At 59.9% G+C, this 18,533-nt stretch carries 15 protein-coding genes; 5 read left to right on the top strand and 10 right to left on the bottom strand.

The window, feature by feature from the left end; all coding sequences use genetic code 11:
* The first annotated feature begins 267 nt into the window (after nt 1–267).
* The 4 genes from IEX91_RS14615 (at nt 268) to IEX91_RS14600 (ending at nt 4,418) form a co-directional block, all read left to right on the top strand.
* Nucleotides 268–2,229 carry an OPT family oligopeptide transporter gene (locus tag IEX91_RS14615; RefSeq protein ID WP_188873239.1) on the top strand — a complete coding sequence of 654 codons (1,962 nt, stop codon included), beginning with the start codon at nt 268–270 and terminating at the stop codon, nt 2,227–2,229.
* The gene (locus IEX91_RS14610) at nt 2,226–2,582 is read left to right on the top strand and encodes a PqqD family protein (protein ID WP_188873240.1); all 357 of its coding nucleotides are present in this window, start codon (nt 2,226–2,228) and stop codon (nt 2,580–2,582) included. Before IEX91_RS14615 ends, IEX91_RS14610 begins: the two co-directional genes overlap by 4 nt.
* A 203-nt stretch (nt 2,583–2,785) precedes the next feature.
* The gene (locus IEX91_RS14605; protein WP_229772913.1) at nt 2,786–3,085 is read left to right on the top strand and encodes a hypothetical protein; all 300 of its coding nucleotides are present in this window, start codon (nt 2,786–2,788) and stop codon (nt 3,083–3,085) included.
* A gap of 379 nt (nt 3,086–3,464) precedes the next feature.
* A complete protein-coding gene (locus IEX91_RS14600) occupies nt 3,465–4,418 on the top strand; it encodes a transcription initiation factor IIB (protein ID WP_188879915.1) in 954 nt (317 codons plus the stop codon).
* A 219-nt stretch (nt 4,419–4,637) separates the two neighbouring features.
* Here IEX91_RS14600 and IEX91_RS14595 read toward each other — a convergent pair whose 3' ends face one another.
* The 4 genes from IEX91_RS14595 to IEX91_RS14580 form a co-directional block, all read right to left on the bottom strand.
* Nucleotides 4,638–5,513: an IS1096 element passenger TnpR family protein gene (locus tag IEX91_RS14595; protein ID WP_188879914.1), complete on the bottom strand. Its 876-nt coding sequence runs from the start codon at nt 5,511–5,513 to the stop codon at nt 4,638–4,640.
* Nucleotides 5,510–6,481, bottom strand: a complete 972-nt coding sequence (locus IEX91_RS14590; protein WP_188879913.1) for a hypothetical protein — start codon at nt 6,479–6,481, stop codon at nt 5,510–5,512. Before IEX91_RS14590 ends, IEX91_RS14595 begins: the two co-directional genes overlap by 4 nt.
* Nucleotides 6,482–6,605: 124 nt before the next feature.
* Nucleotides 6,606–6,791 carry a hypothetical protein gene (locus tag IEX91_RS14585; RefSeq protein WP_229772912.1) on the bottom strand — a complete coding sequence of 62 codons (186 nt, stop codon included), beginning with the start codon at nt 6,789–6,791 and terminating at the stop codon, nt 6,606–6,608.
* A gap of 213 nt (nt 6,792–7,004) precedes the next feature.
* A complete protein-coding gene (locus IEX91_RS14580; RefSeq protein WP_188879910.1) occupies nt 7,005–7,427 on the bottom strand; it encodes a hypothetical protein in 423 nt (140 codons plus the stop codon).
* Between the two features lie 108 nt (nt 7,428–7,535).
* Between IEX91_RS14580 and IEX91_RS14575 the strand changes: the two genes are divergently transcribed.
* Entirely contained in the window at nt 7,536–7,790 is a 255-nt protein-coding gene (locus IEX91_RS14575; RefSeq protein WP_188879909.1) for a hypothetical protein, read from the top strand.
* Nucleotides 7,791–7,811: 21 nt separating this feature from the next.
* On the opposite strand, the gene IEX91_RS14570 is transcribed toward IEX91_RS14575, so the two are convergent.
* The 6 genes from IEX91_RS14570 to IEX91_RS14545 all read right to left on the bottom strand — a co-directional run bounded on the left by IEX91_RS14570 (nt 7,812) and on the right by IEX91_RS14545 (nt 18,531).
* Nucleotides 7,812–8,312 carry a hypothetical protein gene (locus IEX91_RS14570; protein ID WP_188879907.1) on the bottom strand — a complete coding sequence of 167 codons (501 nt, stop codon included), beginning with the start codon at nt 8,310–8,312 and terminating at the stop codon, nt 7,812–7,814.
* An 808-nt stretch (nt 8,313–9,120) separates the two neighbouring features.
* Nucleotides 9,121–10,638: a primase-associated protein gene (locus IEX91_RS14565; protein WP_188879905.1), complete on the bottom strand. Its 1,518-nt coding sequence runs from the start codon at nt 10,636–10,638 to the stop codon at nt 9,121–9,123.
* Nucleotides 10,638–11,519, bottom strand: a complete 882-nt coding sequence (locus IEX91_RS14560; protein ID WP_188879903.1) for a bifunctional DNA primase/polymerase — start codon at nt 11,517–11,519, stop codon at nt 10,638–10,640. The genes IEX91_RS14565 and IEX91_RS14560 overlap by 1 nt, the downstream gene beginning before the upstream one ends.
* Nucleotides 11,516–15,238, bottom strand: a complete 3,723-nt coding sequence (locus IEX91_RS14555) for an ATP-binding protein (RefSeq protein ID WP_188879901.1) — start codon at nt 15,236–15,238, stop codon at nt 11,516–11,518. The genes IEX91_RS14560 and IEX91_RS14555 overlap by 4 nt, the downstream gene beginning before the upstream one ends.
* The gene (locus IEX91_RS14550; protein ID WP_188879899.1) at nt 15,231–17,420 is read right to left on the bottom strand and encodes a VirB4 family type IV secretion system protein; all 2,190 of its coding nucleotides are present in this window, start codon (nt 17,418–17,420) and stop codon (nt 15,231–15,233) included. Before IEX91_RS14550 ends, IEX91_RS14555 begins: the two co-directional genes overlap by 8 nt.
* Nucleotides 17,413–18,531: a hypothetical protein gene (locus IEX91_RS14545; RefSeq protein WP_188879897.1), complete on the bottom strand. Its 1,119-nt coding sequence runs from the start codon at nt 18,529–18,531 to the stop codon at nt 17,413–17,415. The genes IEX91_RS14550 and IEX91_RS14545 overlap by 8 nt, the downstream gene beginning before the upstream one ends.
* Nucleotides 18,532–18,533: the final 2 nt, after the last annotated feature.

The following is an 18,533-nucleotide window of genomic DNA, read 5'->3' as shown; positions in this document are numbered from 1 at the left end:
AACTGACCCCGTGGGCTGTTGTCTTCAGCACAAATACCAGATCTACGTACCAACATGACATCATTATTTGATATAATCCAATGTAAATCAGGTCTTCCCTCATTAAATACAGATTGTCTCCCAATTCCGGAGCCAATAACTTGAGTTCAAAACTCATATTACATATACTGAAGTACATTATCTCGAAACAAACATAGCAGGCCGCTACTAGCCAGTCATGGTACCAGCCATACGGCTAGAACCGTCTGCAACCCACCTAGCAGTCATATGTCATCAGACACACCAAGCAATCACTCAAACGATAGCAGCCGAATCGGCGAATCTGCTCGCGATGGACCTAGTCCCACTATTCCGACAAGTCGGACCGTCGCTGAGCTCACGGTTAAGGCAGTTGCAATTGGTCTCGTTCTTAATGTGATTATGCTGACCGCCAATATGTATCTTGGTATGCGGTCCGGTATGACCATCAGCGCCTCTATTCCCGCAGCAGTGATGAGTATGGGTCTATTTTATGTCCTCCGTCGCGTTGGCATTGGCGGATCTCTCCTTGAAAATAACATCGTCCAGACGATGACATCGGCTGGCGAAGCGCTCGCAGCAGGTGTCATCTTCACCATCGCAGGTGTTACTTTCCTTGGTGAACCTATCGATATGATTGACACCGCAACCGTTGCCATTCTTGGCGGTCTGCTCGGCGTGTTATTCATGATCCCGATGCGGCGGTATCTCATCGTTGATAAACACAAAACGCTCCCCTATCCTGAGGGGACTGCGTGCGCCGACGTTCTTGAGGCAGGTGACAGCGGTGAAAGCGGCGTGAAACTCATCTCCTTTGGGTTCCTCCTCAGCGCCCTCTACATGTGGCTCGCAAGTGGGATGGCCGCATTTCGGACGACCATCCAGACTGCGTTCTCTGTTGGCGAAACACGGGGCTTTGCGATCGGCGGGGATTTCACACCAGCCCTCATCGGTGTCGGTTATATTATCGGGCCAAAAATCGCCGGATACGTGTTCGGTGGTGGGCTCATCGCGTGGCTAATGTTGATCCCGATGCTCATCACAGGTGGGTTTGCGCCCGAAGCCGCCGACGCCGGACTAATGGCGCAAGCAAACGCCGTGTGGGATCAGTATATTCGCTACGTCGGTGCAGGGGCGATGATCGTCGGTGGCTTCCATGCTATCATCTCGATGCGGAAGACGATTACCGATGCACTCGGGACCGCCGCTGCAGAGCTTCGTGGTTCCGCGAACACCAGTCCCTCTTCGCAAAAACGAACGCAGCGCGATCTGTCCATGAAGTTTGTCGGGGGTGGTGCCCTGCTCGTTATGCTCGCACTCGTCGTTCTGCCTCAAGTCCAAGTTGGATTGATCGGCGGTGTTATCGCTGTTATTGCTGCGTTCCTTTTTGTTGCGGTTTCTGCATATCTCGTCGGTGTCGTCGGGAGTTCCTCAAACCCTGTTTCTGGGATGGCAGTCGCAACGATCCTCATCGCCGCGCTCGCAATGAAATCCACCGGTGTTACCGATCCAGTTGTCGTATTAGTGACTGCGTCGGTCGTCGCAATCGCAGCGGCAGTCGCGGGAGACACTTCCCAAGACCTGAAAACGGGCTATCTCCTCGGCGCTACTCCACGGAAACAGCAGATCGCACAGCTTGTTGGAATCACCATCTCAGCCGTATTCTCTGGAGCGGTCCTGTATTTCTTCAATCAAGCGTACGGTATCGGAAGCAGTACTATTCCTGCACCCCAGGCTGGTATGATGGCGCTGATCTCTGAAGGGGTACTTACGGGGACTGCGCAGTGGGGCATGATACTCATCGGCGCCGTGTTCGCGTGCGTATTGATTCTCATGCGAATTCCGGTGCTCCCGTTCGCAGTCGGGATTTATCTCCCAATTACACTTGCGACTCCGATCTTCCTTGGCGGGTTGATTCGTGGCGGGGTTGATCGATACGTCACACGTGTTGACGATAAAGACGGAACTCGTGCTGAGGAAACGACGTATCGGGGCCGGATCGTCGCCGCTGGCCTCATCACCGGCGAGGCTATTATGGGAATTGTCATTGGCGGGCTATATATTACGGGTGTCGGTGAGAGTGGCGGCGCCCCCTTCCCGATCGGGTTCTCATCTGCTCTTCAGCAAGCCCTTGGCGTCGTCGCAGTGATTATACTCGTTATTCTTTTCACAGCCAGCATTCTGCGTGCCCCATCAGGAACGAGCCAATGAGCACGTATGATCCTAACTCGGTTCCGGTTCGCAGGTGTGCCGACTGGACGATGACGACTGAGAATGGGACACGCCATGCTACGATCACATGGGAAATACAAGCCCGAAATCGTATCGATCAGGTTTTGTTTGAATTATTTAGAACGGATCGAAAACGCAAACTCACCCTTGATCCAGTAGGATCAACAGTCTGGAACTGCTGTAACGGCGACTATACCGTCGCAGATATCGCTACCGTTATCGCCGAGGAATATGACGCACAGCGCGTCGAGCCAGTTGACGAGACATTATCATACTTCCTCGTACAGCTCAATGAACGCGGACTCCTTTCATTCCGTGGTACAGACCGATAGCGCATACCGATGGTGTCTAGATGAAGGTGACCGGTCGCGGACGCTGTTGACGGTGCCGACAAACTCTACGGTAGTCACGTTCGATGGTACCCAGTGTTAACCAACACAGCCGTCCATAGTCCGGAAGTGTTGGTTAAGAGTGGGCGACGAGGACGGTCATGGTGCGAGGTATACTTGGCACGCGATTCCATATGGTTGATTGAATGGAAGACGATGACCCGGTCGTCCACTGCGAACTCGCCGACAGCGTGGATCTACGCGCGGGACTGGAGGCCGCGTACATCGAGAATCTGGGGGTGGACGCTGAACGGACGATCGTCATCTACCAGAGTGCGATTCTGATGGTGGTCGCGACCGACGGCGACGCGGCGGCGGCCCACGCGTTCGACGTCGAACTCTGGGAACCCCCCATTCACACTCACGATCTGGGCCCGGACGAGGTTCTTGCAGAGTTCGTTGAGGACTTCACTACTGCGCTCCCGACGACACGCCAACCGGAGTGACACCTGCTCCATCACCACACCCTACAGCATCCTCCGGTAGTCCCCCTCACAACTCCCCACAGATACGTCCCTTCACGGCTCCTTTCTCCCGGGAACACTCCAAACGACCCCATTTCGATTCCCCCTCATATGGCCTCCCGAGTCGGCCACTCCGTACTGTGTCGTGACCGACGACGGCGTGCGCCGAGCGTGCCGGACTCTGGGAACCACTCGATCACAGTCGGAGTCCAGAGGGGGATTCTTGCGGAGTTCATCGAGGAATTCACCACTGCGTTGGCGACGACACGCCAGCCGGAGTGACACTCGGGACTGAATCGATGCTGTCTGGGACTGGCAGTAGGCAAAGACCTATATTTGATTAGAGGGTGTCACAAGGTGAATGGAACGGCCGACTCGGGAACGCAGCGAAGAGCAGGCCGAGCAGAAGCAGACCAGCGACGAGACCCAGCACTGCCCGGAGTGTGAGTCGACGAGTATCGTCACGGATCAGGGCGAGCGGCTCTGCGAGGACTGCGGGCTCGTTCTCGACGACGACCAGATTGACCGCGGCCCGGAGTGGCGGGCGTTCAACTCGAACGAGCGCGACCAGAAGAGCCGCGTCGGTGCGCCAACCACCCAAACGATGCACGATAAGGGCCTCACCACCCAGATCGATTGGAAGGACAAAGACGCCTACGGGCGGACGCTCGACTCGAAGAAGCGCAATCGGATGCAGCGGCTGCGCAAGTGGCAGGAGCGCATCCGAACGAAAGACGCCGGCGAGCGCAACCTCCAGTTCGCCCTCTCCGAGATCGACCGCATGGCATCCGCACTCGGCGTTCCGCGGAGTGTCCGCGAGGTCGCGTCGGTTCTCTATCGGCGCGCCCTCGATGAAGACCTCATCCGCGGGCGCTCTATCGAGGGCGTCGCGACTGCCTGTCTGTATGCAGCCTGCCGGCAGGAGGGCATCCCACGCTCGCTTGAAGAAGTGACGGAGGTCGCCCGTATCGAGCAAAAAGAGATCGGGCGCACCTATCGCTACGTCGCCCAGGAACTTAGTCTCGCAATGGAGCCAACCGACCCCAAGGAGTACCTCCCCCGCTTCGCGAGTGAGCTTGACCTCTCCGAAGAAGTCATCGCCAAGGCCCGTGAACTCGTCGACGCCTCCGCCGAACAGGGCCTTCTCTCCGGGAAATCCCCCTCCGGGTTCGCGGCGGCCGCCATCTACGCTGCGAGCCTCCTCTGCAACGAGAAAAAGACCCAACGAGAGGTCGCCGACGTCGCCAACGTCACCGAAGTCACCATCCGCAACCGCTACCAGGAGCAGATCGAAGCGATGGATCTCGGTATCTAGCAACACCGGTGTTTGGTTCACACTCTCACCATTCTACGCGTTTTGAGAGCCTGACTCGGTTGTGCTCAATAAACTTGAGCGTCGCTCGAAACCATCTGAACCGTCGTTTCGGGTTTAATCGAACACCGATGGCGTCGAAATGCTTCGGGAACCACGATCGCACGTATGAGTACGTGCCAATACTGAGGGACCGATGGCGTCATCTGATCGAGGACGTACTCACAGGTGGCTATACCCCGTCCGCTCGAGCTCCTGGTTCAACTCGACGTTCATCGCCTCAACCGTCTGGTCGTCGAAAACCTGTCCGGACGCAGCCGACGCTATCTCGGCGATTTCGGCGTGCCACTCCCGCGCCGCACTCACGAGGGCTGATAGGAGTGCTTCCTCGGTCTTGTCTCCGCCGTCGACTTCCTCGATGACCTCCCAGCCGCGCGGCGAGTTCTCCAAGAGGTAGCCAACGTCGTCGAACTGAATCATGAACCGCTCGGAGACCGTCCCGAACCCGGTCTCGATGCTCAACAGGACGATGACGTGCGCGACGTCGTCGCGGTCTTCGAGTGCACGCAGGTCGGCGGTCGGGACCGCCGTGTCGGGAAGCCCGAGTTCTTGGAGGCGATCTGGAAGCGGTGATCCGTCCTCGCCGGCGGACGCATACTGGTCGATTTCGTCGCCTTTCTCTTTGACGACCTCGGGCGCTCGGCGGTCGGGATCGTCGACGACCTCTTTGAGGATCGCGTAGAAGCGCCACTCGTCGCCGTAGTCGAAGAGGTAGCAGATGCGGTCGTACTGGTCGAGATCCAGTTGTGCGACCAGCTCGCCGACTGTGGTGGCGCCCGCGCTGTACGTTGTCTCGCCGAACTGCATCGGCTGGCCGCTCGGGAGGTCCTCGTGCTCCGCTGGACACTGGTACTTCACGTCGCTCTCCCAGTAATCCTCGTCGATACCGAAGAACCAGAGGTGGTCTTGGTTGAGGCCCATCGCGGCGTTGATCGTTGTCTGGAACTCGTCGAGCGTACGGTCAGCGCCGACGACGATGTCACGCCACAGCGACGTCGGGTCGGGGGCGAATTTGACGCGGAATCGGTAGGCCGTCATCCCTGCATCTCCCTCCCCGTGTTGAAACTCGTTAGCTCGTCGATCCGGTCTTCCAGTTCCTCAATCTCCTCTCGGAGCTCGTCGGTCTCGGCCTCATCGCTCGCCGCGAGGCGGTCTTTGAGCCCCTGCAGACGGGATGCTTTCACCTCTTCGTCGACCTCGGCCTTGCGTACGTACTCGCTCTTGTCGACGTCGTAGACCGCCGCCTCAGACAGGCCCGTGACGTCGAGGGCCTCGTCGACCTTCTCGCGATCGACGCTCATGACGCGTTCGCGCTCAACACCCGCGTCTTCCAACACCGCGAGAACGTCCGCGTCGTCTTTGAGCGACCGATTGCGGCGAGCGGTACGCTGAACCGACCCATACTGGCCGTGAACGGGCTGGTCGTGATGGAGTCGGTTGAGCAGGACGTCGGCGACGTCTCGGCGGAAGTCGTTTGCATCCCGCTGAACGTCGGAGAGGAGCGTGTAGAGGTTCACCAATGCGGGCGTCTCCAACTGGCTGAGGTCGGTGACGTCGTGGCGTTCGAGCGCGTCAACAAGCAGGAGTGTATCCGAGTAGACGTCGACCTCCTCTGGTTCGGTGCGCTCACTCGCAGTGGTCTCCGGGTCGCCGTCGACGAGTTGTGTCCCCGTTGCTGCGTCCACTTCGGTTATCACGCCCGCGTCCTCGTCGATCTCGAAGCGCGGATGCAGGCTCAGTACCGCGGGATATGGGTCGGTGTCGGATGGGAGCAGGCTTAGATCGAACTCCCCATCCATGTCCTGAATCCGCTGGTACAGCGTCTCGAACTGGTCGTGCTGAAGTGGTCGTGTTTCCTCTGTGGTACTGAACTGGACGACGACGCGATACTCTTGGACGTCGGTGATGCGGAATCGGTCGTGGGACAGCGGTGCGATGAGCTCAGCCCCCTCCTCTAACTTGTCGAGTTCGTCAAGAAGTGTGTGCCACGTGGCGCTGAAGGGCATACCACCGTCTACGCGTTCTGAGTCTATAACGCTCGGGGAACGTCGCGTGGAACTCGTGCCCCGGAAGTTGGTTCCCGATCAGAGTTCGAGTTAGTCGCCGAGAACGAAATAGACCTGTGTCTGCCTAGTCGAGGGTTGTTTCGGTGATGCGGAGTGTGCCATCGGCTTCGTAGAGATAGCCACGGTTGAGCAGGCGCTTGACGGCATACTCGCTATCGCTATGTTCTGCCGAGAACGTGTCCGACTCATTAAGGAGTGCATATGCTTCGTCGTAGGAGAACTCGCTCTCTGGGCTATCTGCTGCATCCACGAGGATTTCGTAGGCCTCCTGTACCCAGTCTGGGAGTGAGGGTCGTGGATCGGATGAGTTAGGGAATCGCGTCATTGGGACGTGGCGTTCGTGACTGAGTGTACGACCGGTGCGCTTGTGAACCTTCCCACCAACTACCGCATTCTGCGTGCGCGATCTCAGGCTTAACCAACGGATTATCGATAGACCGGAGCGCGTTGGTTACGAATTCATCTAGCGACGCCGAAGGACGCCGACGGGGCGAAGCCGACAGCAGTCGCGGCGTCGCGCCCACTGGCCGTCCTCGACTGGGCGATCGAGCGTGAGCCGGGCGACGAGGTCGTCCTGCACGGTGAGCTGGCGGACGGACTCCTCGCGCCACCCCAGCCGTGGGTCATACAGTCGCTTCTGGAACATCGTCCCCGACCCCTGCGCGATGTACTGCGTGCGCTTCGTCCCGAGGAGTGTCGTCGACGTGTACTCCACGCCAACGGGAGACTGCTTCAACTCGGAGATAATCCCCTCGACGAACCGCCGGATCGCGAACTCGCTGACGTCGTTGGGCACGTGGAGTTGGAGTGGTGTTCGTGGGCGCTGTTCCGTGTCGAGTTCTGCATTGCGACGCCGCGTTCCGTGTCGCTGGTCGTGTTCGGACATAATTGCTTGAGGAGGCGCTCAATGGCCCCTCTACCCCTACTAGGGGCGACAAACACGACCGGCGGAGACACATGACTGAGGAAGGCGCATAACCGAGTACCACGACCCTTGAAGTGTCTCGTCGTCGACTCTCTGATGAGTAGTCGTGGATCTGCAGTCGCCGTCGCGACAGGCCGCCGCTCCGAAGTGGACTGCCGCATTAATGAGTGTGCGGGCGTCGATCCCCGAAAGACTAAATTCACGAGCGCCGTAGACAGGGATACGATGCATGAAGACGCCCACCGCCGCATGAATCGGGATGTGGCGGAGAACGAAGACTTGTACGAGGCGTTCGCGGCGACACCCGAGGACGACGAGGAATAACTCGGCCCGTCCGACACGACATCACCGAGCGGCATTTTGCAGCACGATTTTGAAGTAGAGGAGCCAGACGAGGAAGAGTCGATCGTGCCGATAGAGCGTATCTAGTCGGACTGGGGGGAGCTGTTGACGGACTTGATGGGAGTGTAGGACGGTTTCTCGCGAGATGGACGCCGGCCACCGTCCTAGAGTAAGGTTGTTCTGGCGAAGGAGTTCGCGGAGCAGAACGAGTGCAGTCCGATGGTTCGCGTCTGGAAAGAAGTGCTTCCCGGCGATTGCATGTATCCAGCCAGCACACTGCTCGTACAATGGTGCATCTCGCGGGAACTCATCGAGCACACGCTGAATATCGCCATTGCGCGTCACCCAGATTCGATGACGGAGTACATCAAACTGTTCTGCGCCGGTCTGCTCGTACTCCGTATCGCTCTTCAGGAACTGTGTATTTTGAATCTTGAAGTCGATCGGATCAATGCCCGACAGATCGGTGATTCGTGGTTGCGATGCCGGATCGGCAAACCCCATTACGCCGTCTCACTCCCGCCACGCCCTTGAGCACCCACGGTTTTCACCGGGAGTTCATCCAACCCACCAGTATTGCATGCGAGCGCCGCTCCTTCTGGAAGTTCTTAGGAGCCGATTGAGTGAGCTGCTCAACACGCTCATCGCACCATCAATGCTGTGGCGAGCATGCACTCTATTTCGCCAAGGCGAATAACAACGACCGCCGGCAGCTTCGAAACTGAGACTGAATACACTATCTGCACCTCCACTTACTGTTAACCAACGTCCAAACGGAATCCCCCCCAGTTTGTTGGTTAAACACGGCGCATCGCTATGCCGCTTCTCCTCAGTGCACCTCTCACAGAAACATCCTAAGATACAGATATGAATATAGACTGAACAGAACTAAATTCCATCCTCCAGCCAGTCATAGCCCGTGGCATCTGCACCCTGTACCTCTACCTTCCTTTGGACGATTTCGAAGGTGCAGAGAGCAAAATAACGGGCTTAAAATCTGGTAGAGGTCCGTCGCGCAGATTTAAGCTGATAGCAATCCGCGCGACGATATCGGGGTTTCATGTAGAAATAGGAATTCTGCGCGACGGCGGGTTTAGAACCCCGAAATCGCGGGTAAAGCCAAATACCGGCCCTGTTACACGGATCACGGACTAGCATTCAACCCCTGGCTTTGAGCCAGCCCTCAGATCTGAATTAGAGAATTAGGGTTTAGAGCGCGTGAAACCCGAGGAAAATTGCGCGACGAGAATTGGACTCTTCCATAATATCTATGTCTTCCTACCTATCTGAATGTGGAGTTATTCGGCTGGTGCTAGAATTCGCTGGCGGAATCTAGCCCGTCGAGTTGGTCGTACATTTCGTCCGGGAAGGGGACACTACCCCAGATGGAGTAGTCGCATTGATCCCGTCCGATACAGTAGCGTTGGAGGTCGTCGTTATCGCAGTTCATCGGAAGCGGGGTGTCGCCGTCGATGGTGTTGGAGAACTCGTAGCGGATCTGGTACTCAGTCTCCTGTTCGTCGTACCACGGCCACTGGGAGAAGACGTCCTTGAGGTCGGCGACGATTTCGTCCAGACTACTCTCCTGGTACTGCGGGAGCCACATCACCATCCGCACGAAGTTATAGAGGTCTTTCCGAACGGGCTTCTTCTCTTGGAGCCGCTCAGCCATATTCGCCATGCAGGGCAGCTCGAAGAGGTCCTCGATCGACTCGACGGTGATCGGGTGAGCGCCACGTGACGACGCATCGATCCGGTACTGGTTCGTTTCTCGGTCGTGCTTGACGGTGAGTCTGCGGTGGTCTTGCTGCGAGACGAGGAGATTGCCGAGACTGCGCGGACTCGACACCCGGTTCTGGATGCTCTGTTTCCACGCTGCTTCCAGGTCGTAGGCAGCCAGCGCGTCATAGAGCGCTTGCGCGGAGTGGAACGCCCCAACCGTCGCCATGTCATCCGCGGCGTGGGTGACTGCCTCTCGAAGGACGCGAACGAGACGTTCACCTCGGTCCCAGTCCCGCCAAATGCGGTCGTGGTTGCCACCCTCGAGGAAGCGGTCGATCCGCTCGGTGATTGCCGACTCGTTCGCCACCAACCACGTCTGCTGATCCTCGGAGAGCCCATCTTCTTGCACGCGGAGGAGTGTCTTGAACGCGTCTCGTGCGTACTCGCTGTATTTCTCGTCGAAATCACCAGCCGGCACGTACAGGTTGTTGTCCTTCACACGCGTCCGAATCTCCGCCGTCTCACCCTCATCACTGGGCCGTTGGTCGTCGCGGACGAGACATTTCCGGGAGGCGGCGGCCATCGGGATTTCGAGGTAGAGGCCGCCGCCGAACTCGGGCATCTCTTTGATTCCGGTGCAGACACGTCCCGGATGCGGGCCATCCTCTCCCGGATCTTTCGCGTAGAGGACCTCCGCGATATCCTGCTGGAGCGCACCGTTACTGTAGTCGCGCATGAGTGAGCCGAGGTTGTTCACGTAGAGTTCGCGGACGTCGTAGAGTGGCTGGACCTTCCGCGGGGGGACGTCCTCGAACTTCGGGTGGGATTTGATGCAGATCGCACTCAGCGTCGCGAGGACTGCGAGTGTACCCGGTTCGTCGACGAACGGCTCCCGTGCTGCCGCATTTCGGACGTTGTCTTTGAACGCGGCCGTCCCGAAGCGTTCGAGGTCGTCGAGGAGGTCTTGGGGCTGGTCCTCGCCGTCGACGATATAGCGGTTGAACCCACGCGTGAACAGCTGGTTAATCCGAATTTCCCCATACTCGGTGGGGAGCGCGGCGACTTGGTAGGCGGTGCGTTCGTCGTCCGTGGGGGTTGTGGTAGCCATCAGTCGAGGAAGGCTGGCGTGGCAGTCCGTGGGTTGAACTGCGGAGACTCGATCGGCTGGACGATACGGGAGACGTCAGCGTGGAGTGAGTAGGGGAGGCGGGCGACGCGGCGCCGATCAGCAGTGACGACTGGGTCAATTGGGATGTCGTACGACTCGAGGAGGAGGTCGTTGAGAACCTCGCGACTCTGTGCGTCGTAGCGATGGGCGAGATCGGTATCGAGGAGGTAGACGTGGACGCCTTGGCCGCTGTAGACGACCATCGTTTCCTCGGCGTCGAAGTCGTCCGCGAAGATATCGCGCACCTCGAATCCGTACTCGATCGCTTGGTCGATGTCCTCGAAGGCGTACGGATACCCAGTGGGGTCTGCGTCCAGTATGCCGGTCGCTTCGAGAAGTGCCTCGTCGTCGCGATGGCTGGTGTCCTGTGGGAGTGCGTCTGCGGCGCGTTCGCGAGCGATCGTTTTCGCGTCGATGTCGACGAGTAGTACCCAGGGGCGCTCCCAGTTATCGAGGGCGTAGTAGACTGCATCCGGACGCGGGTCTGGCTGGTCAAGGAGGCCGGGGTCAGCGAGTGCGAATTCGCTTCCGTCGAGCGGGTCGTTCCGTGCTGGATGCTGGATGAAGTCGAGAACGTCGTCAAATCCGTCGAACTCCGCCTGCTGCCGCTCACCGGCGGTATCAGTCTGCCACGTATCCCGTCGAATGAAGTCCTTGTCCGGCACCTCGTCTTTTCGGACGGGATGAGGGTGGTCGAACGCGAGTGCGTACTGTTTCGGCCCGGTCGCCGTGATGAACGACGGCAGGTCGTCGACATAGTCGGGGAATTCGTCGCTGTAGTACGTGTCCAGGTCGTCGCGAGTCGCAGCGCGCCACGTCATTCGTTATAGGTCTCGTCGAGATGGTTGAAGCTCTGAACGGTGGTTAGCCCGGCGGCATCCAGTTCACTCACCGCATCGCGAATACCTGCAAACGAGCGAGTGGCGCGCCCACTCACGTTGTCTGCGAGTCGATCCGCGTCGGCGAGCGTGTCGATGGTTTCGACGGCGAACGAGCGTCTGTTGAACGCCCAGACGACGTCCGCGTCGACGACGCTCATTTTGTCGTAGTCTCCGATTGGCGCGTCGTTGTTGTGACTCGCCATCTCTACTTCACCGACCCAGACGAGCGTTCCATCGTCGTCGAAGCCGGCGACGTCGAAGACCGTCTCCGGGTCGTGTTCGTAGTAGGTTTCGACACGCGTGACGGACTTGTGGTCTTGGAGCCAGCGACGCAGGAGTTCGACACCGACCTTGTGGGGTGTTCGTTCACCGATATCGCCCTGTCCGGGACCGACTGCGAGTCGCTCGCCGAGAAGTTCACGACCCGCTGGGAGAACGGTGTAGTAGGTCCGTCCACAAGCGGACGCCTGCGCGAGCAAGTCTTGATCAAGGAGTCGCTGAATGTCGAGATCGGCGTACTCGTCGCGGAGTTCACTCATCGGCTCGAGGAGGGATTGAGCGTCGGCAGCGCCGTTCATCACGTCGAGGACGTCCTGCAGGAAGCGTGCATCGTCGCGGCTGAGTCCACGACGGTCCAACTCTGCGTCAGGGACGGACACTCCACCAGCGTCAACTGGCGATGTATCGGCTTCTGACTCCGAAGAGGCCGACTCGGAGGCCGACTCGGAGGCCGACATTTCCGAGTCGTTTGTTGAGTCACCACCGCCGAGAAGCGGACTGCTCTCGGTAGCGGTGGAGTCACTACTGGTTTCGTTGGGTGAGCCACTGAGCATCGTCGACTCGGAATGGGTGGTTTCCGCCTCCGGCGATGTGGAGTTGTCAGAGCCACTCCCCCAGCCGTCGTCCGCGGCTGTATCGGATTCTGCGCTGAGGCCGTACTGGCGTTGCGTTCGCTCGACGATACGTGGGAGTGTTACTGACTCGAACTGGGACGCTTCCATTTCGGTGAGCGGAGTGTCGCTTTCTGGGTGGCCCTCGGCGATGGGGAGTGGCTTCATCGAGAACGGCGACGGGCCGGTTTCGCCGAACGCTGGACTCGGAAGCTGGGCGATCCACTCTCCACTCGGCAGTGTGTTCACGCGATTCCGGAGTTCGGTCGGACTCAATCCCTCGTGTGCAAGCGACTCCGCGAGGTCTCGCTCCATCGAGATGTTGCCGATGAGCTTCGTCTTGATGTTGTTCAAGACTTCGTCGTAGGCACGCTCGCTGCGATTGCGTACTTGGCCGGGGAACTGCATCACGAGCCCCATGCTCAGGCCGAACGAGCGGCCCTGGGGGAGGAGTTGCTCGGAAACGAGTCGCGTCGACGCGACCGGCGCGGCTTCTTCAATGATGAGGTTGGTTAGGTTCTCGTAGTCGGTTTGGCCGTCGCGCCGCCGCACCTGCACGGCATCCCAGAGGTTGCTCAACAGAAGGAGCGTGACTGCCTGCTGTGCTTCCGGGCGGAGGTCGCCCAAGTCGAGGAGGATGGTGACGTCTTCGTCGAGGAAGTTTCGGAAGTCGAAGTGGTTCTCGATGTACTCGCCGGCGTCGTTCTGCGCGGGCGTATGGTTGAAGACACGTCGGAGGTGGGGGCTTTCGCGGAGTTGTTCAAGGCGATTCCCGGCCGCGTCCATCGACGCTTGGAACTGTGACTCCTCCTTTGAGAGATGGCGCGTCAAGGATTCCTCGACTGGTTGGTTCGCCATCGAGACGGGCGGGATCGTCTGTTCGTCCTGCATCCGGCGGACTGCGGTGAAGAGGTCGTTGAGTCCGAAGACGTCGCTGCCGTACTCGGCGTCGAAGAGCGCCTTGATGAGCTGGCTGAGAATCTCGTTGGCGACGAACGCCCGCTCGTGTTTCTCCTGGCCGAGAATCATCCGCAGGATATCGTGGAAGTGATCGACCTTATCCTGGACGGCGTCCTCTCGATTCCGACCGGCCGCAAGTGCGGGCCGGATGTCGAAGAAGGAGAACGCGGGGATGGTCTCGGGGACGCGGAAGTGGTAGACGTCCTCTGCGTCGTCGAACTGTGCGTGGTGGCTGCGGAGATAGTTCTGGCACATGCCGTCGCCCTTTCGGTCAACGATGACGACGGGGCCACCAGTCGTCTCGCGGAGGGAGAGTGCGTCGTTGATGATGGCTTTCGACTTGCCGGCGCCCGTCGACGCGAAACGCCCGTAGTGAGTCGTGAGCAGATCCGGAGGAATGCGGACTGGCTCGTCCTCTGGATCCCCCGTTTCGTCGAGTGCGTAGCCGATCGCCATTCCCTCACGGAACTGCTCGCGAAGATCCGGATTCGGGCGCGGAAGTGGATTCCGACTCTGCTGTTCTGCCCGTGTCCCGCGAGAGCCCTCGATTGAGAGTTGTTCGGCGGAGGGGACGAGGAGGAAGTGCGCGAGTTCCCGCCCGCTCAGCACGAAGTCGGGTCGTGTCTTCCACCGGCCGGTGACGATGTCGCGATCGAGGAGGCGCTGGAGGGCCTTGCGCGCGTTCTTCTCTTTTTTCGCCTCGCGGAACCCACTCGAACGCACTCGTTCGGACTCAACATCGTAGAACGGGCCGTCGAGTGGATCGAACACCGGGGCGAGCGACGACAGTCGCTTGTCGAGTGAGTCCTGGCCGTCGTCGCTGGTTGGAACACCGACTGCCCGGATGTTCGCCGTGAACGAGCGCTGGGGGTTGGTCGCCTCGATGGCGTTGAGGCGGCGTTCGACGATATCGCTCAACTCGCGCTCGTCGCGTTCGGACTCCCCGAACTCGAGTAAGCCACCGATGATCCGCTGCGCCCACGTGTCTCGCCCATCGCGCAGGTCTTCTTTGCGGAGTCCAGCGTCGGATTGCCAGCTCTCCCGGCGCTCGAAGACGACCTGGAAGGCGAGTGGTTCCTCGGCGTCATTCACGTGGTCGATCAGCGAGGCGAGCGCCGCACCCGGCTGGTCGACAGCCGAGAGGGACTCTTCGTCCTCGCCGTCCGTGAATGGGGTGAGCGACGTCATCCAGTCTTTCTTGCGTGTGGCATCGCCCTGCCAGCGCACGCCATACGGCGAGACCGTCTCGGTCGCCGGCCGTGCGAGAATCGTTCCGTCCTCAGTCACGGACGGCTTCTCGACCGGTGCGTTGTCCGCGACGGCGAGTTCGAGTGCAGTCTCGCCGACGGACACCACGCTGTCCGCAGTCACATCGACGTCGGGCGCCTCAGCCTCCCCCTCGTCGGTGATGGCGTACTGCTCGTCCTCGTCGAACTCGTACTGAAGATTGCCCTGCTGGTAGGCGTTGAGGAACTCCTCACGTGAGTACTCGGCTGGCTGAGCAAGCCGTTCTTCGACGTCGAGGTCGACACGTTCGATGTCGAAGGTCGTCGGATAGATCGACTGCAGGCGCTCCTCAACGGTGTCGAGTGAGTTGTCGGCACCGTAGTAGAACTCGACGGGCGCGTCTTCGCCGTCGCTGAGCGCGAGGAACTCGAAGCGCGGCGGTGTCGAGGACGACAACGGATTCAACGTCGAATCTAAGCCGGAATCTTCGCTAGTGAGCTTGTGGAGGCTCTCAAGGAGTCGCGGAATCCCCGACGGATCCAGTTCTTCGGAGGTTGGGGTCACACGGAGGTACTCACTCATCGCGACCACCGTCCGTCTCGGCGACCTGCTCCGATTTGTCGTTCGATTCAGCGGTCTGCTCGTTGAGTTGCTGTTGGAACGAATGCATTGCTGACTCGGTTTCGTCGTTGGTTGCACCGGGCAGTTCGTCGCGGGTTTGGGTGGTGGGGTCGAAGTCGATGACCTGCTTCTCCTTGGGCATCGCCTCGACCTGGATACCGCGCCACTCGCCGTCGACGCCAACGAGCGCTTCAGAGAAGCCGGCGTCCTCGTTGCCGGGGACGGCGTCCTGGACGTAGCGCATCTGGGCGTGATTCAGCCCGAACTCGTCCGCCCACTCTTCGTCCATCCCATCTAAGCGGTGGAACTGCTTGACCGCACACTGGTCGAGGATCGCCTCACTCTCGGCGTGTTCGAAGAACTCGTCGACAGTCTGGGTCACAAGACGAATCGAGAGATCGTGGTGGCGGTGATGGCGGAAAACTGTCTCGAGGAAGGCGAGACTCGCGGCGTCCTGCATGATGTAGCGCGCCTCGTCGATGACGAAGACGACCTCCTTCTCCGTCTCCTTTGCGCGCTCGTAGACGAGGGAGATGAGGAGCTGCATCGTGAGTGCGGTGCTGGAGTCGACGCTGCCTTCCTGTTGGGCGAGGTCGAGATAGATCGTCTTCTCGTCCCGGATGTCGAATGCGGAGGCCTTCCCGAGATTCGCGTGCCGGCCCTCTTCCTCGAAGGGACGGAGTTGGTCGAGAAGCCACGTCGCGTCGGCCTGAATTTTCTCCGCCTCGGATTCAGAGCGGACGATGAACTCTTCGGGATCAGCGACCATCTCCTCGAAGACGTCAAGCATATCGCGGATCGTCGGACTCGGATTGTCGTGGGTCGCGATGTCGTCGGTGATCCCCTGCCGAGCGTATGCTGAGCGCAAGCCGAGTTCGAGCGTCGTTCGCTTGTCGCCGAGCGAGATGCCGCGGAGGGCGAAGAAGTTGGTGAGGAAGCTCATCGCGTCATCAAGCTTCTCGTTGAACGGACTGGCGTCCTCCCCCATCGCACGTTGGGCGTGCTCGGGCGTCTGCCGAATCTCCAAGGGATTGAGGCCGAGCGTCCCACCGACCGTGATGCGCTGAGCGTCGAGGGCCTCCGAAACACCCGCCCAGTTGTTGAGTGGTTCGAGGACGATGCCGATGCGGTCGCTGTCCTGTTCGATCGAGCGGATGAAGTTCTGCTTCGAGCTGAATGACTTCCCGGAGCCGGTGTCCCCAACAGTGAACATGGCGTAGCCGTTGTCGCGTTCGAAGGGGTCGATGACGACGGGGCTCTGGTTGTCCTTGTGGATGCCGAACTCGACGCCACCCTCCTCGAGAATCGTCGCATTGTGTGGTGAGGCGAGTAACGCGCCGATGGCACCGCCGAGGGCGATGGATTCGCGGCCGAATTCGTTGTCGCCGATGGGGGCAGCGGACTGGAGGGCGACGTCCTGCCGGCAGATCGCGGTCTTCGGCGTGAGGTTCGCCGGATCGTCCCGAAGCGTGCTCTTGACGGTGCGGACGGCGTCCTGCAGGTCGTCCTTCTCGTCAGCGCGAACGGTGATGAAGACGCCTTGGTCGAAGACGTTCGCGCCGCTCTCGACGGCCTTGTAGGTAGCTTTGGCTTCGTCAGCACGCTCTTGGAGGTAGGCACCTCGGACGCTCTGCTCGAGGTCGGCATCGACTTGGAGATCGTCCGCGATTTCCTCGAGTTCGGTTCGTGCTCGCTCCTGATTCTTCGGGGTGACGTGCGCAGTCAGATCGAACTCGACGTCTGTGAGCTCGAAGAGATCGCTGAGGTAGCCGTCACTTGGATGGTCGGGATACTCGGCGACGTAGAGCGTGCTCGTCCACTGCTCGCCGACGTGGGCGGCACGCGTCTCCCACTCGGTCGCGGCTGGGGCGATTGCCGTCTTGTGTGATTCGGCAATCTCGTCGAGGAGGCGGCCCTCGGCCTGCCCCTCTTCGAGTGTCTCCTCGTCGAGGACGTCAGCAAACTCGACGGTGGGTTCGTCGTCGCGGGCCTGATAACGCGTCCACGCGACGACGGTGGTCGCGACGATGACCACAGCTACGAGCACGTAGAGGAGGATGCCGCCGGGCGTCGTAGGGTTGAACGCCCACTGTGTGAGTTGGTCGCTGAACCCCGTCTCGGCGGGGAGGGGGGCGTTATGCATCGGTGTCCTCCCGTTTCTGGTGATCCATGGTTGGTTGCTGGCGGATGAGTGAGTCGGGGTCGTCGACGTCGTGTTCGTGGCCGTTCCAGAAGTCCATCGTGAGTGTGAACAGTTCGACGGTGGTGAGGCGGCGTGCCGACCAGCCACTCGCCTGCTGCACGAATTCACTGCGGACCGCGGCAACACGGTCATCCAAGGTTTCGAACATCCGTGCGCGCCGTTCAGTCTCTTGGAGATTCTCTCGGCGGGTGACGAACGGGTTGAAGAGGAAGCCGATCACGGGGATCTCGGTCAACTTCTCGGCGGGGGTGGATTCGTCGCGATAGCGGTCGTAGACCTCCATCGGGGAGACCTCGACGCCGATGTAGTAGTGGAGTTGCTGGATGCCGCGCTCGCGCATCTCACGCGGGCGCGTTTCAAGATATTCCTCAAGGAGTTCGCGGAAGACGGGATTCGCCTGAACGTCCTCGTCGTCGAGGCGGTCCTGGATGTTCTCGACGACTTGCTCGACGGGGAACTCGCGGGTGGTGGCGTGGAGTTTGAGCTTCGAGTCGAGTTCCTTGTTCGCAAACTCCGCGCCCGCCTCTTGGAGTTGCGCCCAGTCGTCGGACATGGCGAAGTCCATGTTGTCCGGGTCGACCTCGACGAACGCCTCCATCGTGCCATCCGAGCGCTGAATGGCACCAGCACCGGGCCACGCACGTTCGAGATTGGTGAGGTCTTGGGTGCGTTCGTCCGGCTGGAACGGCGTATAGTTCGCCAGCCCGCCCTCGTTCCGCACTTCTTCGTTCGTCTCGGGGTCCGGTTCGTCGGGGGCGCTGAAGGTGGCACGGGGACGTTTGAGATATTGGTAGACGTCGGTCACCCACGTCCAGGCGTTGAGGTGGCTTGGGGCGACGTAGATGATGGCGACGCCGAGCCCGAACCCACCCGCGACGAACGGGAGGGCAAGTGAGTCAATCCCGGTGAGTGCGGCGAGGAAGAGGCCGATGATGGGGAAGGCGATGAGGACGCCGACGTCGCCTTCCTCGATGTTGAGGTAGGGAATGTGGCTTTCCTCGCCGAACTGATTCATGATGCGTCTCGCGGCGGCGTCTGGATCTGTCGACATGT

The organism is Halarchaeum nitratireducens (genome assembly GCF_014647155.1).
GTDB classification, from domain to species: domain Archaea; phylum Halobacteriota; class Halobacteria; order Halobacteriales; family Halobacteriaceae; genus Halarchaeum; species Halarchaeum nitratireducens.
Note: the sequence above shows the minus strand (reverse complement) of the source record. Positions and strands in the feature narration are given on the sequence as shown.